12 protein-coding genes are annotated in these 16916 nt (G+C 64.8%); 3 read left to right on the top strand and 9 right to left on the bottom strand.

The features are described from left to right. Window positions 1-26: 26 nt before the first annotated feature. From cysN to ACLF6L_RS02730, 9 genes are all read right to left on the bottom strand, one after another. Window positions 27-1934 carry a sulfate adenylyltransferase subunit CysN gene (gene cysN / locus ACLF6L_RS02770; protein WP_200173191.1) on the bottom strand — a complete coding sequence of 636 codons (1908 nt, stop codon included), beginning with the start codon at window positions 1932-1934 and terminating at the stop codon, window positions 27-29. Beyond that, the gene (cysD, locus tag ACLF6L_RS02765; RefSeq protein ID WP_200173193.1) at window positions 1934-2833 is read right to left on the bottom strand and encodes a sulfate adenylyltransferase subunit CysD; all 900 of its coding nucleotides are present in this window, start codon (window positions 2831-2833) and stop codon (window positions 1934-1936) included. The genes cysN and cysD overlap by 1 nt, the downstream gene beginning before the upstream one ends. Before the next feature lie 168 nt (window positions 2834-3001). Continuing rightward, window positions 3002-3220, bottom strand: a complete 219-nt coding sequence (locus ACLF6L_RS02760; RefSeq protein WP_200173195.1) for a zinc-finger domain-containing protein — start codon at window positions 3218-3220, stop codon at window positions 3002-3004. Between the two features lie 330 nt (window positions 3221-3550). Further along, entirely contained in the window at window positions 3551-4474 is a 924-nt protein-coding gene (locus ACLF6L_RS02755) for a branched-chain amino acid transaminase (protein WP_200173197.1), read from the bottom strand. An 89-nt stretch (window positions 4475-4563) separates the two neighbouring features. After that, window positions 4564-7470 carry a bifunctional [glutamate--ammonia ligase]-adenylyl-L-tyrosine phosphorylase/[glutamate--ammonia-ligase] adenylyltransferase gene (glnE, locus tag ACLF6L_RS02750; protein ID WP_412852324.1) on the bottom strand — a complete coding sequence of 969 codons (2907 nt, stop codon included), beginning with the start codon at window positions 7468-7470 and terminating at the stop codon, window positions 4564-4566. 92 nt (window positions 7471-7562) lie between these two features. Further along, window positions 7563-8624, bottom strand: a complete 1062-nt coding sequence (locus tag ACLF6L_RS02745) for a type IV pilus twitching motility protein PilT (RefSeq protein WP_412852323.1) — start codon at window positions 8622-8624, stop codon at window positions 7563-7565. A gap of 5 nt (window positions 8625-8629) precedes the next feature. After that, on the bottom strand, window positions 8630-9724 hold the full coding sequence (locus ACLF6L_RS02740) for a type IV pilus twitching motility protein PilT (RefSeq protein ID WP_238617332.1): 1095 nt from the start codon (window positions 9722-9724) through the stop codon (window positions 8630-8632). Next, complete coding sequence (locus ACLF6L_RS02735) at window positions 9711-12119, bottom strand: HEAT repeat domain-containing protein (RefSeq protein ID WP_412852322.1); 2409 nt, start codon at window positions 12117-12119, stop codon at window positions 9711-9713. Before ACLF6L_RS02735 ends, ACLF6L_RS02740 begins: the two co-directional genes overlap by 14 nt. Continuing rightward, complete coding sequence (locus ACLF6L_RS02730; RefSeq protein WP_238617330.1) at window positions 12103-12600, bottom strand: hypothetical protein; 498 nt, start codon at window positions 12598-12600, stop codon at window positions 12103-12105. Before ACLF6L_RS02730 ends, ACLF6L_RS02735 begins: the two co-directional genes overlap by 17 nt. Before the next feature lie 285 nt (window positions 12601-12885). Between ACLF6L_RS02730 and ACLF6L_RS02725 the strand changes: the two genes are divergently transcribed. From ACLF6L_RS02725 to ACLF6L_RS02715, 3 genes are all read left to right on the top strand, one after another. Then, complete coding sequence (locus ACLF6L_RS02725) at window positions 12886-13923, top strand: Fe(3+) ABC transporter substrate-binding protein (protein WP_238617329.1); 1038 nt, start codon at window positions 12886-12888, stop codon at window positions 13921-13923. 272 nt (window positions 13924-14195) lie between these two features. After that, window positions 14196-15887, top strand: coding sequence for an ABC transporter permease (locus ACLF6L_RS02720; protein WP_238617328.1), 1692 nt, complete (start codon window positions 14196-14198; stop codon window positions 15885-15887). After that, the gene (locus tag ACLF6L_RS02715) at window positions 15871-16914 is read left to right on the top strand and encodes an ABC transporter ATP-binding protein (protein ID WP_238617327.1); all 1044 of its coding nucleotides are present in this window, start codon (window positions 15871-15873) and stop codon (window positions 16912-16914) included. The genes ACLF6L_RS02720 and ACLF6L_RS02715 overlap by 17 nt, the downstream gene beginning before the upstream one ends. The last annotated feature ends 2 nt before the right edge of the window (window positions 16915-16916 follow it).

The following is a 16916-nucleotide window of genomic DNA, read 5'->3' as shown; positions in this document are numbered from 1 at the left end:
CGGGGAGGAAGGAGAGTAACCGGATCTTACGGCGCCAGATAGCCCCCGTTGCGAATATGCTCCACGATCAGGTCCGCCGCCGCCTCCGGGGTCATGCGGGTGGTGTCCACATGGATCTCCGGTGACTCGGGGCGTTCATAGGGCGAGTCGATGCCGGTGAAGTTCTTCAGCTCTCCCCGCCGGGCCTTGCGATAAAGCCCCTTGGGGTCCCGGGCCTCCGCCGCTTCCAGGGGGGTGTCCACGAAGATTTCCAGGAACTCGCCGTCCTTGAGCAGTTCCCGGGCCATCTGTCGTTCCGAGCGGAAGGGCGAGATGAAGGCGGTGAGCACGATCAGGCCCGCATCCACCATCAGACGGGCCACCTCCCCCACCCGGCGGATGTTCTCCACCCGGTCCGCATCGGTGAAACCCAGATCCTTGTTCAGGCCGTGACGGATATTGTCTCCGTCCAGCAGGTAGGTATGGCGCCCTTCCGCGTGCAGCTTCTTCTCCACCAGGTTGGCGATGGTGGACTTGCCCGCCCCCGACAGGCCGGTGAACCAGAGCACGCAGGGCCGCTGCCCCTTGAGTCGGGCATGGGCCTCCTGATTGATGTCCACTGGCTGCAGATGGATGTTCTGGGAACGGCGCAGGGCAAAGTGGATCAGCCCCGCCGCCACGGTGTTGTTGCTCAGGCGGTCGATGAGGATGAAACCGCCGGTGTCCCGATTGTCCGTGTAGGGGTCAAAGGCCACCGGCCGGTCCAGGCTGATGTTGCAGACCCCGATGGCGTTGAGTTCCAGCTTCTTCGCCGCCGTGTGTTCCAGGGTGTTCACGTTGACCTGATACTTGATGGTGGTGACCGAGGCGGTGACGGTGCGGGTACCCAGCTTGAGCAGATACTGGCGACCCGGCAACAGGGGTTCGTCGTGCATCCAGATCAGGGTGGTCTCGAACTGGTCCGCCGTCCCCGCCGGTTCCCGGGCGGCGGAAATCATGTCGCCCCGGGAGATGTCGATCTCATCGGTGAGGGTGAGGGTCACGGACTGACCGGCCACCGCCTGTTCCAGGTCGCCGTCCCGGGTGACGATGCGGGCCACGGTGCTCTCCTTGCCCGAGGGCTGGACCCGGATGCGGTCGCCGGGACGCACCACGCCGCCGGCCAGGGTGCCGGCATAGCCGCGAAAATCCAGGTTGGGACGGTTGACCCATTGCACCGGCAGGCGCAAGGGCGCCGCCTGCATGCGGTCCTCGTCGATCTCCACCGTTTCCAGATAGCCCATGAGGGTGGGGCCGCGATACCAGTCCATGTTGGGGCTGGGGCTGACGATGTTGTCGCCCTTGAAGGCGGAGACCGGGATGAAGGTCACCGCCTCCACGCCGATCTGTCGGGCGAAGGCCTCGTAGTCGTCGCGGATGCGGCGATAGACCTGCTCGGAATAATCCACCAGGTCCATCTTGTTGATGGCCACCACGATGGCGCGGATGCCCAGCAGGGACACCAGATAGCTGTGGCGCCGGGTCTGGGTGAGGATGCCCTTGCGGGCGTCCACCATCAGGATGGCGGCATCGGCGGTGGAGGCGCCGGTGACCATGTTGCGGGTGTACTGCTCATGCCCCGGGGTGTCGGCGACGATGAACTTGCGCCGGTCGGTGGAGAAGAAGCGGTAGGCCACGTCGATGGTGATGCCCTGCTCCCGCTCCGCCGCCAGGCCGTCCACCAGCAGGGCGAAGTCGATCTCCTCCCCCTGGGTACCCCAGCGGCGGGAGTCGGCCTGCAGGGCGGCCAGGTGATCCTCGAACAGCATCTGGGATTCATACAGCAGGCGCCCGATGAGGGTACTCTTGCCGTCGTCCACGCTGCCGCAGGTGATGAAGCGCAGCAACCCCTTGTGCTGGTGCAGGTGCAGGTATTGCTCGATGTCGTCGGCAATCAGATCGGAAACGTGAGCCATCAGAAGTAACCCTCCTGTTTCTTCTTTTCCATGGAGGCGGCGCTGTCGTGGTCGATGACCCGGCCCTGGCGTTCGGAGGTGCGGGTGAGCAGCATCTCCTGGATGATGGCCGGCAGGGTGTCGGCGGTGGACTCCACGGCCCCGGTGAGGGGGTAGCAACCCAGGGTGCGGAAGCGCACGCTGCGCAGCATGGGGGTCTCGCCCGGGTTCAGGGGCATGCGGTCGTCATCCACCATGATGAGGGTGCCGTTGCGCTCCACCACCGGCCGCATGGCGGAAAAATACAGCGGGACGATGGGGATGTTCTCCAGATGGATGTACTGCCAGATGTCCAGCTCGGTCCAGTTGGACAGGGGGAAGACGCGGATGGACTCCCCCGGGTGCTTGCGGGCGTTGTAGAGCTTCCACAGTTCCGGGCGCTGGTTCTTGGGGTCCCAGCGATGCTGGGCGGTGCGGAAGGAGAACACCCGCTCCTTGGCCCGGGATTTTTCCTCGTCACGCCGGGCGCCGCCGAAGGCCACGTCGAAGCCGTAATGGTCCAGGGCCTGCTTGAGGGCTTCGGTTTTCATGATGTCGGTGTGGATGGCGGAACCGTGGGTGAAGGGGTTGATGTCCTTCTCCACGCCATCCGGGTTGATGTGCACCAGCAGGTCCAGCCCCAGTTCCCTGGCCATGCGGTCGCGGAAGGCGTACATCTCGCGGAATTTCCAGCGGGTGTCCACGTGCAGCAGGGGGAACGGCGGCACGGAGGGATGAAAGGCCTTCATGGCCAGGTGCAGCATCACGGCGCTGTCCTTGCCGATGGAGTAGAGCATCACCGGGTTGTCGGCCTCGGCGGCCACTTCCCGCATGATGTGGATGCTTTCCGCTTCCAGGCGTTGCAGGTGGGTCAGGGTCATGGGCTGGTGTGGTTCTCTGGCCTTGGTTGAATGGGTTGTAAACAGGGTGCTGCTTACCCTTCGGGAGATGGATGCTTCATCAAACAGCGATTTCAGTCACCTGCCGGATTCCCGCTTGTGCGGGAATGACGGGGTCAGGACATGCCGGAGGGAGACCAGAACCGAAGATCACTCTTCCAGGGTATAGACCGTGCTGCAGTAGGGGCACACGATGCGCCCGTCCCGGGCATCCTGGATCGGCAGGTAGACACGGGGGTGGGAGGCCCACAGGGCCGTGCCTGGCGCGGGACAGTGCAGGGGCAGGTCACGTCGACTGACACTGACGGCGGCCTGGGTGTTGGCCGTCCCGTAGGCGTCCTGGTTCAGTGCGGTCTTTGGATTCGGCATGACGAGCTCCTTTGGGGGATGAGAATGAAGGCTGACACAGCCGGATGGAAGGAACCTTTTGTTATCGTGTTATAGGATTTCCGGAGCTTTTGCCGGTTCCGTTTTTCTGCTATTGACCCGTGGCGGCCTTTCGCAGGCCGTCATTCCCGCGCAGGCGGGAATCCAGTCAACCTCCGGGCATTCCGGACTCCCGCTTTCGCGGGAGTGACGGGGAAATTCACTGCAGTGGCGGGGAAATTCCCCGCGGTAACGGTGAACTTCAATGGAATGGCGGCCAGGTTCCCTGGGGTGAAAGAAGCCCCCGGCGCTTCCCTGGACGCCAGCGTTTCCCTAGACGAAGGTCAGCCAGCCTTCGTGCTTGGGATGACGGCCCTTGACCACGTCGAAATACAGGGTCTGCAACTTCTCGGTGATGGGACCACGACCACCATGACCGATGCTGCGGCCATCCAGCTGGCGGATGGGTGTGACTTCCGCCGCCGTGCCGGTGAAAAAGGCCTCGTCGGCAGCATAGACCTCGTCCCGGGTGATGCGCTTTTCCCGCACCGGAATACCGCATTCATCGGCCAGGGTCATGATGGTGCGGCGGGTGATGCCGTCCAGGGCGGATGTCAGCTCGGGGGTGTAGATCACGCCGTCACTGACCAGGAAGAAGTTCTCGCCACTGCCCTCGGCCACATACCCTTCGGTGTCCAGCAGCAGGGCTTCGTCACAACCGCAGGCCAGGGCCTCCTGCAGGGCCATCATGGAGTTCATGTAGTTGCCGTTGGCCTTGGCCTTGCACATGGTCACGTTGACATGGTGGCGACTGTAGGAAGAGGTCTTGACCCGGATCCCCCGCTCCATGTTCTCCGCGCCCAGGTAGGCGCCCCACTCCCAGGCAGCCACGATGACGTGCACCTTGAGGTTGTCGGCGCGCAGCCCCATGCCCTCGGCACCCAAAAAGCACATGGGCCGCAGGTAGGCACTCTTGAGGCCATTGTCCCGCACCGCGGCCACCTGGGCGGCGTTGAGTTCGTCAGGGGTGTAGGGGATGGTCATGCCCAGGATGTGGGCGGACCGGAACAGCCGGCGGGTGTGGTCTTCCAGTCGGAAAATGGCCGGGCCACGCTCCGTCTGGTAGGCGCGTACCCCTTCGAAGACCCCCATGCCGTAGTGAAGGGTATGGGTGAGTACATGGGTCTTGGCCTCGCGCCAGGGCACCATCTCGCCGTCGTACCAGATCAGACCATCGCGTTCGGCCATGGTGGACATGAAACGTTTCCTCTCGTATTTCGGTATGGGTTCCCGGGTGAGACATGGGGCGGCACGGAACCCGGCGCGCACACCCTTCATGATCGCTGCTATGTCATCAGGCGTTGCCAGAAGGCGCGCACCTGCTCGCGTTCCCTCGCCCAGTCCACAACCGGCACCCTGGCAGGCATTTCCTGCAGGGTCAGCTCGTGGATCCGGTCCCTGAAACTCCGGTAGGTGTCCATCAGGAACAGGGCGTCATCCCTGGGCATCAGGCCGGTCTCGATCAGAGACTCCAGGATGCGGATGTTGTCGGGCCAGGTCGTGAGCTGGGGATGCCGGGCGGCATGGGCCAGAACCAGATATTGCACCATAAATTCAATATCCGCGATACCGCCGGGGTCTCTCTTGAGATCGAACCACGCAGGGTCGCGGGTGGCGTGTTCCTTCCACATCTTTTCCCGCATCTCGCGCACTTCCCGCCGCAGGGCGGCTTCGTCCCGGGGCTGGCGCAGCACGCGGCCACGCATGGCCTGAAAGGCTTCTGCGATGCGGGCATCCCCGGCCACCGGACGGGCACGCACCAGGGCCTGGTGTTCCCAGGTCCAGGCGGAGCCGAGCTGGTAGTCCTCGAAGGCGGGCACGCTGGTCACCAGCAGACCCGAGGCACCGCTGGGGCGCAGCCGGGTGTCCACCTCGTAAAGCCGCCCCGCCCCGGTGAAGACCCCCAGGAAATGCAGTATTCGCTGGCCGACACGGGCAAAGAATTCGCTGTTGTCCAGCGGGCGTTCGCCGTCGGTCATGGCCTGTTCCCCCCGGCTGTCGTGCAGGAAAACGATGTCCAGGTCCGAGCCGTAACCCAGTTCCAGCCCACCCAGCTTGCCGTAACCCACCACGGCAAAGCCCGGTTCGAAGGGCTCGCCGTCGACGAGACAGCGGGGACGGCCGTGTTTGGCGATCAGTTGTTCCAGCACCAGTCCCAGCACCCGCTCCAGCACCACTTCGGCGATCCAGGTCAGGTGGTCGCTGACCTTCATCACCGGCAGCACGTCCATGATGTCGGCGGCGGCCACCTTGAGGACCTGAACCTGCTTGAACATGCGCAGCCGGTCCATGACCTGCTCCAGGTCGTCCTGGGGGACCTGCACCAGTTCGTCGTTGAGGGCATCCATCAGTCCCTGGCGACCGGGCGGGGCGTAGAGACTGCGGGGGTCCAGCAGTTCATCCAGCAACAGGGGGTAGCGGGTCAGATGGTCGGCGATCCAGGGGCTGGCCTCGCACAGTCGCGCCAGCTGGGACAGGGCCAGGGGGTTTTCCACCAGCAGGGAAAGATAGACGGAACGCCGGGCGATGGTCTGCACCAGACGCAACAGGCGCTCCAGGGTGGCGTCGGGGTCCTTGAGGCCGCTGAGCACGCCCAGCATCAGGGGCATGAGCCGGTCCAGGCGCCCGCGCCCGGTGGCGGTGAGATTGCGGCAGGCGCTGCAGTCACGCAGGTGTTCCAGACCCGCCAGGGCGCTTTCCGGGCCGGTCAGACCCAGGGTATCCAGCACCTCCAGACTGCGTTCCCGGCCGAGGGAGCCCAGCCACAGGGCCGCCAGATCCCGTTGCGCCTCGGGCTGGGCGGCCTGTTCGACATCGTCATCGGCCCGTTGGGGGGCGGCAAAGACCTGCTCGAACTGGCCGTGCACCCGGCGCATGTGACGATCCAGGGTGGTTTCGAAGCTGTCCCAGTCCTCGAACCCCATGGACAGGGCCAGACACAGGCGGTCCTGATCCTCCCGGGGCAGCCGGTGGGTCTGCTGATCCGCCACCATCTGCAGACGGTTTTCGGTGCGGCGCAGGAAATCATAGGCCTCCAGCAGGTGGCGCACCGCGTAGGCGGGCATCAGGTCCTGGGCCGCCAGTCGCTCCAGCACGGGCCGGATGCCCCGCAACTGCAGTGAGGGATCGCGTCCGGCACGAATGAGCTGGAAGGCCTGGCCGACGAACTCCACTTCCCGGATGCCGCCCTCCCCCAGCTTGATGTCCTGCTCCTTGCCCTTGCGCGCCGCCTCGCGGTTGATCAGGGCCTTCATGTCCCGCAGGGAGCCGAAGGCACCGAAGTCCAGATAGCGACGGTAGATGAAGGGGCGCAGCAGTGCATGGAGCTGTTCGGCGCTGTCCCGGTCGCCGGCCACGGCGCGGGCCTTGATCAGGGCATAGCGCTCCCATTCCCGGCCGTGGCTCTCGTAGTAATCTTCCAGGGCATCGAAGCTCATCACCAGGGGGCCGGTGTCGCCGAAGGGACGCAGGCGCATGTCCACCCGGTAGACGAAGCCGTCGGGGGTCTTTTCGTTGAGCACCTTGATCAGACGCTGCCCCAGACGGATGAAGAACTGCTGGTTGTCCAGGCAGCGTTCGCCGTCGGTCTGGCCGGTCCGGGGATAGGCGAAGATGAGGTCGATGTCGGAGGAGAAGTTGAGTTCATGTCCGCCCAGCTTGCCCATGCCCAGCACCACCAGACGCTGGGGTTGCCCGTCGGCATCCCGGGGTTCGCCGTGGCGGCACGCCATGTCCTGGTGGAGCCAGTCCAGGGCGGCGTCGATGAGGTGATCCGCCAGGGTGGAGAGGTCATCCAGGGTTTCCTCCAGGGTGGCCGTCCCGGTCAGGTCACGCCAGGCGATGCGAACCATCTCCCGGTTGCGGGCCTGGCGCAGCAGACGCATCAGGCCGGCCTCGTCCCCGGCCGTCTCCAGGGTATCCCGGACCCGGCGACACATGTCCCCATCGCCGTAGACCCGCTCCAGGTCACCGGACGCCAGCAGGGCCATGAATGCTTCCGGACGGCGGATGGCGACACGGGCGACGAACTCGCTGTGGTACCAGACCCGGGCCAGGGACCCGGGCCAGGGGCCGGGAGCCAGACCCTGGCTTTGACAGGCGGACAGATAGTCCTGGGCCAGGTTGAGAATGCCCGGTCGGGCCGCCTGGGGGATGCCGTCCAGGCAGAGGTCTTGAGAGGTGGGCGTGGTCATTACGGCAGCTTACGAGATGGGAGACGAGGGTTCAATTTCGGTGACGGGATCGGGTGCGGACGGGCATCACGGCGGCGTCACCCGGCTTCGGCTCAGTCCTGCTCCCGGACGGCTTCGAATTCGGCCTTGCCGATGGCCTGATGGTAGGCCTCCCGGCCCGTGATCAGACCGGCATCCAGGAGACGGTGCAGGGCACCATCCATGGTCTGCATGCCCATCAGGGCGCCGGACTGCATGGTACCCAGCAGTTGTTCGGTCTTGCCCTCCCGCAACAGATTGGCAATCGCCGGTGTATTGACCAGGATCTCCACCGCCGCGAGACGTCCCTGGCCATCCTGCCGACGCACCAGTTGCTGGGAGATGACGCCGCGCAGGGAGGTGGACAGCATGGCCCGGATCTGGGCCTGCTTCATGGCGGGGAAGGCGTTGATGATGCGATCCACGGTGGCGGCGGCCCCGTTGGTATGCAGGGTTCCCAGCACCAGGATGCCCGTCTCCGCCGCCGTGACCGCCAGGGAGATGGTTTCCAGATCCCGCATTTCACCCACCAGTATCACATCCGGATCTTCCCGCAGGGCGGAGCGCAGGGCGGCGGAGAAACCCTTGGTATGAAGCCCTACCTGCCGCTGGCTGATCAGGCAGCGCTTGCGTTCATGGACGAATTCGATGGGGTCCTCGATGGTGATGATGTGCCCCCGGCGACGTTCGTTGATGTCGTTGACCATGGCCGCCAGGGTGGTGGTCTTGCCCGAACCGGTCTTGCCGGTCACCAGGACCAGCCCATGGCGCTGCATGCCCAGGCTGTTGATCACCGGCGGCATGCCCAACTGGGACAGGGTCAGGGACTTGGAGGGAATGGCGCGAAAGACGGCGGCCAGTCCGCCCACATGCCGGAACAGGTTGACACGAAAACGGGCCAGACCCTCCACGGCATAGGCAAAATCCACCCCGTCATCCCGCTCGAAGATCTCGCGGGCGCCGGGAGGCAGGATCTCGGCCATGAAGTCGTTCAGCGCCTGCCGGGTCAATGGGGTGGACTCGATGACCTGCAGATCGCCGTTCACCCGCATCCGCGGCGGGTCACCGGACACCAGATGCAGGTCGGACCCCTCCGCCGCGATGAGTTTGCCGAGATAATCATCCACATGATGCATGGGCCTCAGCCTCCCGCCAGATCGATCTTGGGCAGCAGGCTCGCATCGGTCACGAAACGCTGCAGACTCTTCTTGTCCAGCGCGAACTGGTAGGCATCATCCGGATCGATCTCATTGCGCTGCACGGCCTCCAGCAATGCCTGATCCAGCAACTGCATGCCCTGGGTGCGCCCGGTCTGCATCTGTGTCGGGATCTGGTGCACCTTGTCGGTCATGATCATCTTGGCGATGGCCCGGTTGATCACCAAGGTCTCCACCACCGCCCGGCGGCCACGCCCGTCGGCGGACTTGACCAGGGTCTGGGTGATCACCCCGTGCAGGTTCTGGGACAGGAAGGTTTTGCCCTGTTCCCGCTGCTCCAGGGGCAGGCTGTCCAGGATCCGGTCGATGGTCTTCACGGCCGATGTGGTATGCATGGTGCCCAACACCAGGTGCCCGGTTTCCGCCGCGATCATGGCCATGATCATGGAGTCCACGTCCCGCAGTTCCCCCACCAGGATCACGTCCGGGTCCTCGCGCAGGGCATTGCGCAGCCCGTGGGCGTAGCTGGGGACATGATTCCCCACCTCGCGCTGGATCACCTGGGCGCGCTTGCTCCGGTGCACGAACTCCACCGGGTCCTCCAGGCTGATGATGTTGACTGCCCGGTGGGTATTGATGTAGTCGATGATGGCCGCCAGGGTGGTGGACTTGCCGGTACCGGTGGAGCCGGTGACCAGCACCATGCCCTGATGATGTTCGATCAGCTGCTTGACCACCGAAGGCAACCCCAGGCTGTCCAGATCCGGGGCCTGCGCGGGGATATGGCGAAAGGTGGCGCCGATGCCGGTTGCCTTGCGGAAGAGATTGGCACGGAAACGCCCCACCTCCTCCGTCACGTAGGAGAAGTCCAGATCATCGCCCTCGCTGAAACGCTGTTTCTGGGCCGGCGTGAGGATCTCCATGATGTAGGTTTCCAACTCCCGGGCCGCCAGGTCGCGAAAACGGATGGGCATGATGTCCCCGTTCATGCGCAGCAACGGCGGCAATCCCACCGCCAGATGAAGGTCCGAGCACCCCTGCTCGCGGGCCAGCTTGAGAAAGGCATCAATTCTGGGCATGCAGTACCTCGCGCACCTGAACCATGGTCTGGTAACGTGCCTCCGGGTCCACCGCCATCATCCGCGCCACCACCTCGGCCAACCCGGGGTCTATCGCGGAGTTCAGCTCTGACAGGGACGTCGCCTTTCCCTGGACATGCTGATACATGATCGATACCTGGTCCTCCCCCAGGTAGGGCGGGCGTCCCGCCAGCATCTCGTAGAGCATCACCCCCAGGGCATAGATATCCGAGCGCGTCGACACCGGCTGCCCCAGGACCTGTTCCGGGGCCATGTACTTGGGTGTCCCGATGAGGATGCCGGTTCGAGTCAGGCGGGTATCGCCCGCCCCGGTGACCGCGGCCACCCCAAAGTCCACGATCTTGAGGATGTCCCGACCGTTGATAAGCACGTTGCCCGGCTTGAGGTCCCGATGTATGACACCCACCTCGTGGGCCGCGGACATGCCGGCCGCGATATCTTCCGCATAGCGCAGGGCGCGGGACACCGGCAGCGGACTGGTTTTCTGCAGAATGGCCCCCAGGGTGGAAGAGGGAAAATACTCCATGGAAATGGCCAGGGCACCCTGTACCACCAGGAAATCATGGATGCGGATGACGTTCTCGTGGGTAATCTTGCGCGACAGACGCAACTCCTGAATGAAGCGTTTGATCATCTCCTCGTCGGCGGCCAGTTGGGGATTCATCACCTTGAGAATGATGGTTTCCGAGATCATGGTGTCTTCCATGAGCAGGACGGTTCCGAACGCCCCCTTGCCGACCCGGCGGACGAAGCGATAGCGATCCCCCAGCAGGTCTCCGGGTTCCAGGGCATTCAGATCCAGGGCGGACTGCCCCGCGGCCCTTGCCGGGCGGGCCATCTGGCGCACCGTCCCGGTGACATGGCTCCCTGTATCGTCTCCCAGCATGGAGGTGACCTCATCCGTGAGCAGGGTCCGCTCCATCACGGCGCCCCCATTGCCGTTGAGGGCAAACCGGTTGCTCAGACGGGTCGAGACATCCCGGCCGGTGATTTCCAGTTCGCCCTCGGTCCCCGAGGCATGCCGTGTTATCGCCTGCAGAATGCGCTGCACATTGGAAGAATCCGCCAGCGCCTCCAGGGCCTGGACCGCGTCCAGGCGGATGGCATCACTGGCCACGGCCAGCTGTTTGAGCAACGGCTCCACGGCACGGTCATCCTTGAGCTTGGCCAGGGCACGGATGACGGCGGGCGCCGCCCTGGTATCCCGTTCCATCAGATCGATCAGCGCCGGTACCGCCGTCTGGTGCCCCATATCCCCCAGGGCATCCACCGCCCGCTCCCTCACCCACCAGTCCGAATCATCCAGGGCCGACATGAGATGCCCCAGCGCCCCCTCGTCACGGGTGGCATTGAGGATCTCCACGGCGGAGCGGCGAATGAACTCATCATCATCCCGCAACAGTTCCACCACCGCCCTGACCACCCGCGGACCGCCGATCCTGGCCAGGGCATCGGCGGCCCGCGCCCTCACCCACCAGTCCTCATCCTTCACCGAGTTCAGCAACAGCTTCACGTCACGGGTGCTACCGATGCTGTTGAGGACTTCCACCCCGGCCCGACGGGCATATTCGGACTCATCCCGAAGAACCGGCAGCAAGTGGGTGATGGTATCGGGATCATGACGGCGAATCACCGCGTCCACGGCCTGCTCCTGAATACCCAGGTCCGGGTCCCGCAAAAGACCGCACAGGAGCGCCAGATCCACGCTGACGCCCCGTTCCACCAGGGCTGCCAGCGCGGCCTGACGCACGCCCTTGTCGGCGTCGTGCAGGGCGTGCTCCAGGGCCTTGCGGGCCTGTGGCACATCAAAGCGGCCCAACACCTTCACCACCAGCCGTCGCATCGCCGGATCCTTGCCCGAGGCACGGTTGACCAACTCGGGGATCATGGCCGGCTCGGCCACCGCCTCGATGACCTGGAACAGGGCATTGCGTGCCGCCGGCTGCAGCTGGTGGGCAATGCGCAGCAGGACGCCGCCGTCCAGACGGTCCTGCTGGGCGGTGAGGGCCTGGATCAGCGGCGCCTTGGGCAATGCGGGGTCGTTGAAGGCCTCGGCCAGAAGATGAGGGTCGTAACCTCGACCATGGCTGAGCAGGTGCGTGATCCGCGCCGTTCCGCGGGGACCCGCATCCGTCAGACGGGACAGGAGCACGGGCAGGGTTGACGGGTCCAGCAAGCCGTCGAGCATCCATTCAATGGCTCTGACTCCGGCGTCATCCGCACTCAGCAGCATGGGTACCAGACGCTCCACGGCGGGCACGCCCAGAGCCTTGAGCTTGTTCCGCAGGTGCAACGCGTCCGTGCTGTCCAGATCCCTTGCCTGCAGCAGCCGCGCAATCAGCCGCTCCGCACGAAAATCAGCCAGAAAACTCATGGGACGCATCATCCGCCGTCAGCTCTTCCACCCGCACGATATAGGCCTTGCTGACGAGTGCCACGGTCTCATCGGGCAGGAAAAGCCGCACGAAGCGCTGATCGAAGATGTTGATGTAATCGTACAGACGGGCATTACCCGGGGGCAGAACCTCCTGGATGGTACCTTCCAGGCAGGAACCGTCCATGAGATGAAGGCGAGCCTGCAGACAGGAGGCACAACCGGCTTCAAGCCGGGCAACTTGTGCCGAATATTCCAGACGGACCACGGCATGCTTGTTGTAGAAACGCAGTTCACCGGATCGGCTACGCATCACGAAGAAGGCATCACTGCCGTTCAGCATTTCCGCCGGTTCTTCCTCGCCGTCGTGCCGGCTGCTTTGCAAGTGAACGAAGATCTCTCCCAGAACCAAACCATCCGGGTGTACCCAGACCTTCACCGGAATGCGTTTTTTAGGGATTTTCAGAGCATCGCTAGCCATCATGTCTCCAGAATATCAGGGGCGCTCCGAAAAGGCCGCGCCGCCGCCGACCATCCCCACGGGATAATGGGTCAGTATGCAGCAATCACCCGCTTTTTTTTCACCGCCGGCCGCCTGGAATCCCACGTCTGTTAACAAGATCGCAATAACTCGGCCATGGGAGCATCTTGACAGCACTCGTGAAACAAATGACACTCGTTCTTGTTTGCAGTCCGCTTACCGGACTTCCTTCCAGTCTCGGCCCAGCATCCCTTGCCCATCACTACCCAAGGAGTGATTCACCCCATGGTCAAAGCAACCTTCCAAAAGCCGGCTGCCCTGTTCGTGGCCTGTGCGCTGGCATTCACCCTGCCCGCGCCGGCCCTGGCCCAGGGTGAGGTCAACGTCTACTCCGCCCGTCAGGAAGCACTCATCAAACCCCTGATGGACGAGTTCACCGAACAGACCGGCATTCGCGTCAACATCGTCAGCGCCCAGGCCGACGCCCTGCTGCAGCGCCTGCGCAGCGAGGGCCGCAATACCCCGGCCGACGTGCTCATCACCGTGGATGCGGGCAACCTGAACAGCGCCAAGGCCGCCGGCGTCCTGCGCCCCATCGAGTCGGCGGTGCTCAACGAGGCCATTCCCGAAAGCTACCGTGACGCGGAGGGCTACTGGTACGGCCTGTCCATGCGCGCCCGCCCCATCATGTACGTCAAGGGCAAGGTGGATCCGGCCGACCTGTCCACCTACGAGGCCCTGGCGGACGAAAAGTGGCGCCGCAGCATCTGCATCCGTTCCTCCAGTAACGTGTACAACCAGTCCATGACCGCTTCCATGATCATCGCCAACGGCGAAGCCGAGACGGAAAGCTGGGCACGGGGCCTGGTGGCCAACATGGCCCGTCCGCCCATGGGCGGCGACCGGGATCAGATCCGGGCAGCGGCGGCGGGACAGTGCGACCTGGCCATCGCCAATACCTACTATCTTGGTCAGATGCTCAATTCCGATGATAACGCAGAGCGCACTGCCGCGCAGTCCATCGGCGTGTTCTGGCCAAACCAGGATGACCGGGGCGTACACGTGAACGTGAGCGGTGCCGGCGTGGTGACCCATTCCCGCAATACCGACAACGCCGTCAGGCTGATCGAGTTCATGGCCAGCGACAGTGCCCAGCGCTGGTATGCGGAAGCCAACCAGGAATACCCGGTCAAGCCCGGCGTGGAATGGAGCGGCACCCTGACGGAACTGGGTGAATTCCAGGCCGACGCGGTCAACCTGGGCATGCTGGGTGACTTCAACGCCGCCGCCGTGCGGCTGATGGACCGGGCCGGCTGGCGCTGAGTCGTACCCTTCTCCCCTCACGGGGAGAAGGGTATTCAAGGAATGCCCGACACCTCCCATTCCGTCACGTCCGCGCATCCCCATTCCGTCACTCCCGCGAAAGCGGGAGCCCAGGGCTTTAACAGTTTTGAGGCAATGACCGCCCCGGAATACCCCCTAAGTGGGAATCAGTCCGAGGATCATTTGTCATTCGGCCAATACCCAGTAGACTATGCCCCTTCCGAAGCGCCGACCCATCGTTGCCACGCCATGACCAGCCACCCGACGACCCCATGAGGACTGACCCGGTATCCCGACAAGGGTGGTTCTCGTCAAGCCGTCTCAAGCGTCCCGATGCCTGGAGCCTGGGCGTCCCCCTGATCGCCGCCATCCTGGCCCTGCCGGTGCTGGTGATCTTTGCCCATGTCTTCATCCCGGCCTCCGACGTCTGGCTGCATCTGCGCCAGACCGTGCTGCAGGACTACGTCACCAATTCCCTGATCCTGATGGCGGGGGTGGGGGTGGGGGTCCTTCTGATCGGCATCCCCACCGCCTGGCTGGTGAGCATGTGCGATTTCCCCGGTCGACGTCTGTTCGAGTGGGCACTGCTGCTGCCCCTGGCCATGCCGGCCTACATCATCGCCTACACCTACACCGGCATGCTCGATTTCGCCGGCCCGGTACAGACCCAGCTGCGGGAGTGGACCGGCTGGGGCTGGGGCGACTACTGGTTCCCCCAGATCCGTTCCCTGCCGGGGGCCATCATCATGTTGTCCCTGGTGCTCTACCCCTACGTCTACCTGCTCAGTCGCGCCGCCTTCCTGGAACAGTCCGTCTGCGTGCTGGAGGTCTCCCGCACCCTGGGCGCCGGCCCCTGGGCGGGCTTTCGTCGCGTGGCCCTGCCCCTGGCCCGACCGGCCATCATCACCGGCCTGTCCCTGGCCCTGATGGAGACTCTGGCAGACTACGGCACGGTGCAGTATTTCGGCATTCCCACCTTCACCACCGGCATCTTCCGCACCTGGTTCGGCCTGGGTGACCCGGGCGCCGCCGCCCAGCTGGCCGGCATCATGATGACCTTCGTGCTGGTGTTGATCGTGCTGGAGCGCTATTCCCGACGCCGCGCCCGTTTCCACCACACCAGTGCCCGCTATTCCCGTCTGCCTCGCTACCGGCTGCGGGGCGTGCACCTGGCCGGCGCCCTGGTGGTCTGCGCCCTGCCCATCATCCTGGGCTTCGTGATCCCGTCCGGACAGTTGCTGCAGTGGGCCTTGCGCACCCCGCACATGTGGATGCGGCCGGAGTTCCTGGGCCTGGTGTGGAACAGCGTCTCCCTGGCCGCCATCGCCGCCGTGCTGGCGGTGGCCCTGGCCCTGGTGCTGGCCTACGGCAAGCGGCTGCGCCCCTCCCTGCCGGTGAACGGCGCGGTGCGGGTGGCCGGAATGGGCTACGCCATCCCCGGCACGGTCATTGCCGTGGGGGTGATGCTGCCCTTTGCCTGGATCGACAACACCATCGACGGCTGGATGCGGGATGCCTTCGGCATCTCCACCGGCCTGATCCTCTCCGGCACCCTGGTGGCCCTGGTGTTCTCCTACTGCGTGCGTTTTCTGGCCGTCTCCCTGCAGACGGTGGAGGCGGGCCTGGCCAAGATCAAGCCGTCCATGGATGATGCCGCCCGCTCCCTGGGCACCCCACCCCGGCAGGTCCTGAGCAAGATCCACATGCCCATCATGCGGGGCAGCCTGCTCACCGCGCTCCTGCTGGTGTTCGTGGACGTCTTGAAAGAACTGCCGGCCACCCTGATACTGCGCCCCTTCAACTTCAACACCCTGGCGGTGCGCGCCTTCGAGCTGGCCTCGGACGAGAGGCTGGCGGATTCCGCCAGCGCGGCCCTGGCCATCGTCCTGGCGGGGATCATCCCGGTGATCCTCATCAGCCGCACCATCAGCCGTTCCAGACCCGGACATGACACGCCTGCTTGAAATCGACCACGTCAGCGTGGGCTATGACGGTACCACCGTTGTCCACGACGTCAGCCTCGCCCTGAACAAGGGGGTCATCGGCTGCCTGCTGGGCCCCAGCGGCTGCGGCAAGACCACGTTGCTGCGCACCATCGCCGGTTTCGAGCCGGCGAGTGCGGGGCAGGTGCTGCTGGACGGCCGGGTGGTGAGCCAGGCTGGCTGGACTCTGCCCCCGGAGCGGCGTCAGGTGGGCATGGTGTTCCAGGATTTCGCCCTGTTTCCCCATCTGACGGTGGCGGAAAACATCGCTTTCGGCATCCGCGGCCAGTCCAGCCGGGCCCGGCGGGAGCGGGTCACGGAGCTGCTGCGGCTCATCGGCCTGCCGGACTACGGCCCGGCCTACCCCCACGCCCTGTCCGGCGGGCAGCAGCAGCGCATCGCCGTGGCCCGCGCCATGGCGCCCAGACCCAGGCTGCTGTTGCTGGACGAGCCCTTTTCCAACATGGACGTGGAACTGCGCGAGGGCCTGGCCCGGGAGGTCCGCGCCATCCTCAAGCAGGAAGACATCACCGCCATGCTGGTCACCCATGACCAGAACGAGGCCTTTGCCTTTGCCGACCGCATCGCCGTCATCAACGCCGGCCGGGTGCTGCAATGGGACACCGCCTACAACCTCTACCACAAGCCCGCGGCCCGGTTCGTGGCGGATTTCATCGGTCAGGGCAAGATGCTGACGGGGACCGTACTCAACGAGCACGAGGTGGAGACCGAGCTGGGGGCCATCACCGGCATGATCCCGGAGGCCTGCCGACCCGGCGATCCGGTGGACGTGCTGGTCCGCCCCGACGACATCCTGCCCGATGACGGCAGCAGGATCTTCGGCGAGGTCACCGACAAGGCCTTCCGCGGCGCCAATTTCCTCTACACCCTGCGTCTGGGCAGCGGCGACACCGTACTGTGCCTGGCCCCCTCCCACGAGAACTACGCCCTGGGAGAACGCATTCCCCTCAAGCTGGGTTTCAATCACCTGGTGATCTTTCCCCGCTGAAC

It is taken from the genome of Ectothiorhodospira shaposhnikovii (assembly GCF_047222355.1).
GTDB lineage: Bacteria > Pseudomonadota > Gammaproteobacteria > Ectothiorhodospirales > Ectothiorhodospiraceae > Ectothiorhodospira.
The sequence above is the reverse complement of the archived record's forward strand: the minus strand, read 5'-3'. Positions and strand labels throughout refer to the sequence as shown.

Coding starts and splice junctions, on each gene's coding strand:
- ACLF6L_RS02720 (WP_238617328.1), top strand. CDS start 14,196: ATGAGGACTGACCCGGTATCCCGACAAGGGTGGTTCTCGTCAAGCCGT.
- cysN (WP_200173191.1), bottom strand. CDS start 1,934: ATGGCTCACGTTTCCGATCTGATTGCCGACGACATCGAGCAATACCTG.
- cysD (WP_200173193.1), bottom strand. CDS start 2,833: ATGACCCTGACCCACCTGCAACGCCTGGAAGCGGAAAGCATCCACATC.
- ACLF6L_RS02755 (WP_200173197.1), bottom strand. CDS start 4,474: ATGTCCACCATGGCCGAACGCGATGGTCTGATCTGGTACGACGGCGAG.
- ACLF6L_RS02745 (WP_412852323.1), bottom strand. CDS start 8,624: ATGCATCATGTGGATGATTATCTCGGCAAACTCATCGCGGCGGAGGGG.
- glnE (WP_412852324.1), bottom strand. CDS start 7,470: ATGACCACGCCCACCTCTCAAGACCTCTGCCTGGACGGCATCCCCCAG.
- ACLF6L_RS02760 (WP_200173195.1), bottom strand. CDS start 3,220: ATGCCGAATCCAAAGACCGCACTGAACCAGGACGCCTACGGGACGGCC.
- ACLF6L_RS02725 (WP_238617329.1), top strand. CDS start 12,886: ATGGTCAAAGCAACCTTCCAAAAGCCGGCTGCCCTGTTCGTGGCCTGT.
- ACLF6L_RS02715 (WP_238617327.1), top strand. CDS start 15,871: ATGACACGCCTGCTTGAAATCGACCACGTCAGCGTGGGCTATGACGGT.
- ACLF6L_RS02740 (WP_238617332.1), bottom strand. CDS start 9,724: ATGCCCAGAATTGATGCCTTTCTCAAGCTGGCCCGCGAGCAGGGGTGC.
- ACLF6L_RS02735 (WP_412852322.1), bottom strand. CDS start 12,119: ATGAGTTTTCTGGCTGATTTTCGTGCGGAGCGGCTGATTGCGCGGCTG.
- ACLF6L_RS02730 (WP_238617330.1), bottom strand. CDS start 12,600: ATGGCTAGCGATGCTCTGAAAATCCCTAAAAAACGCATTCCGGTGAAG.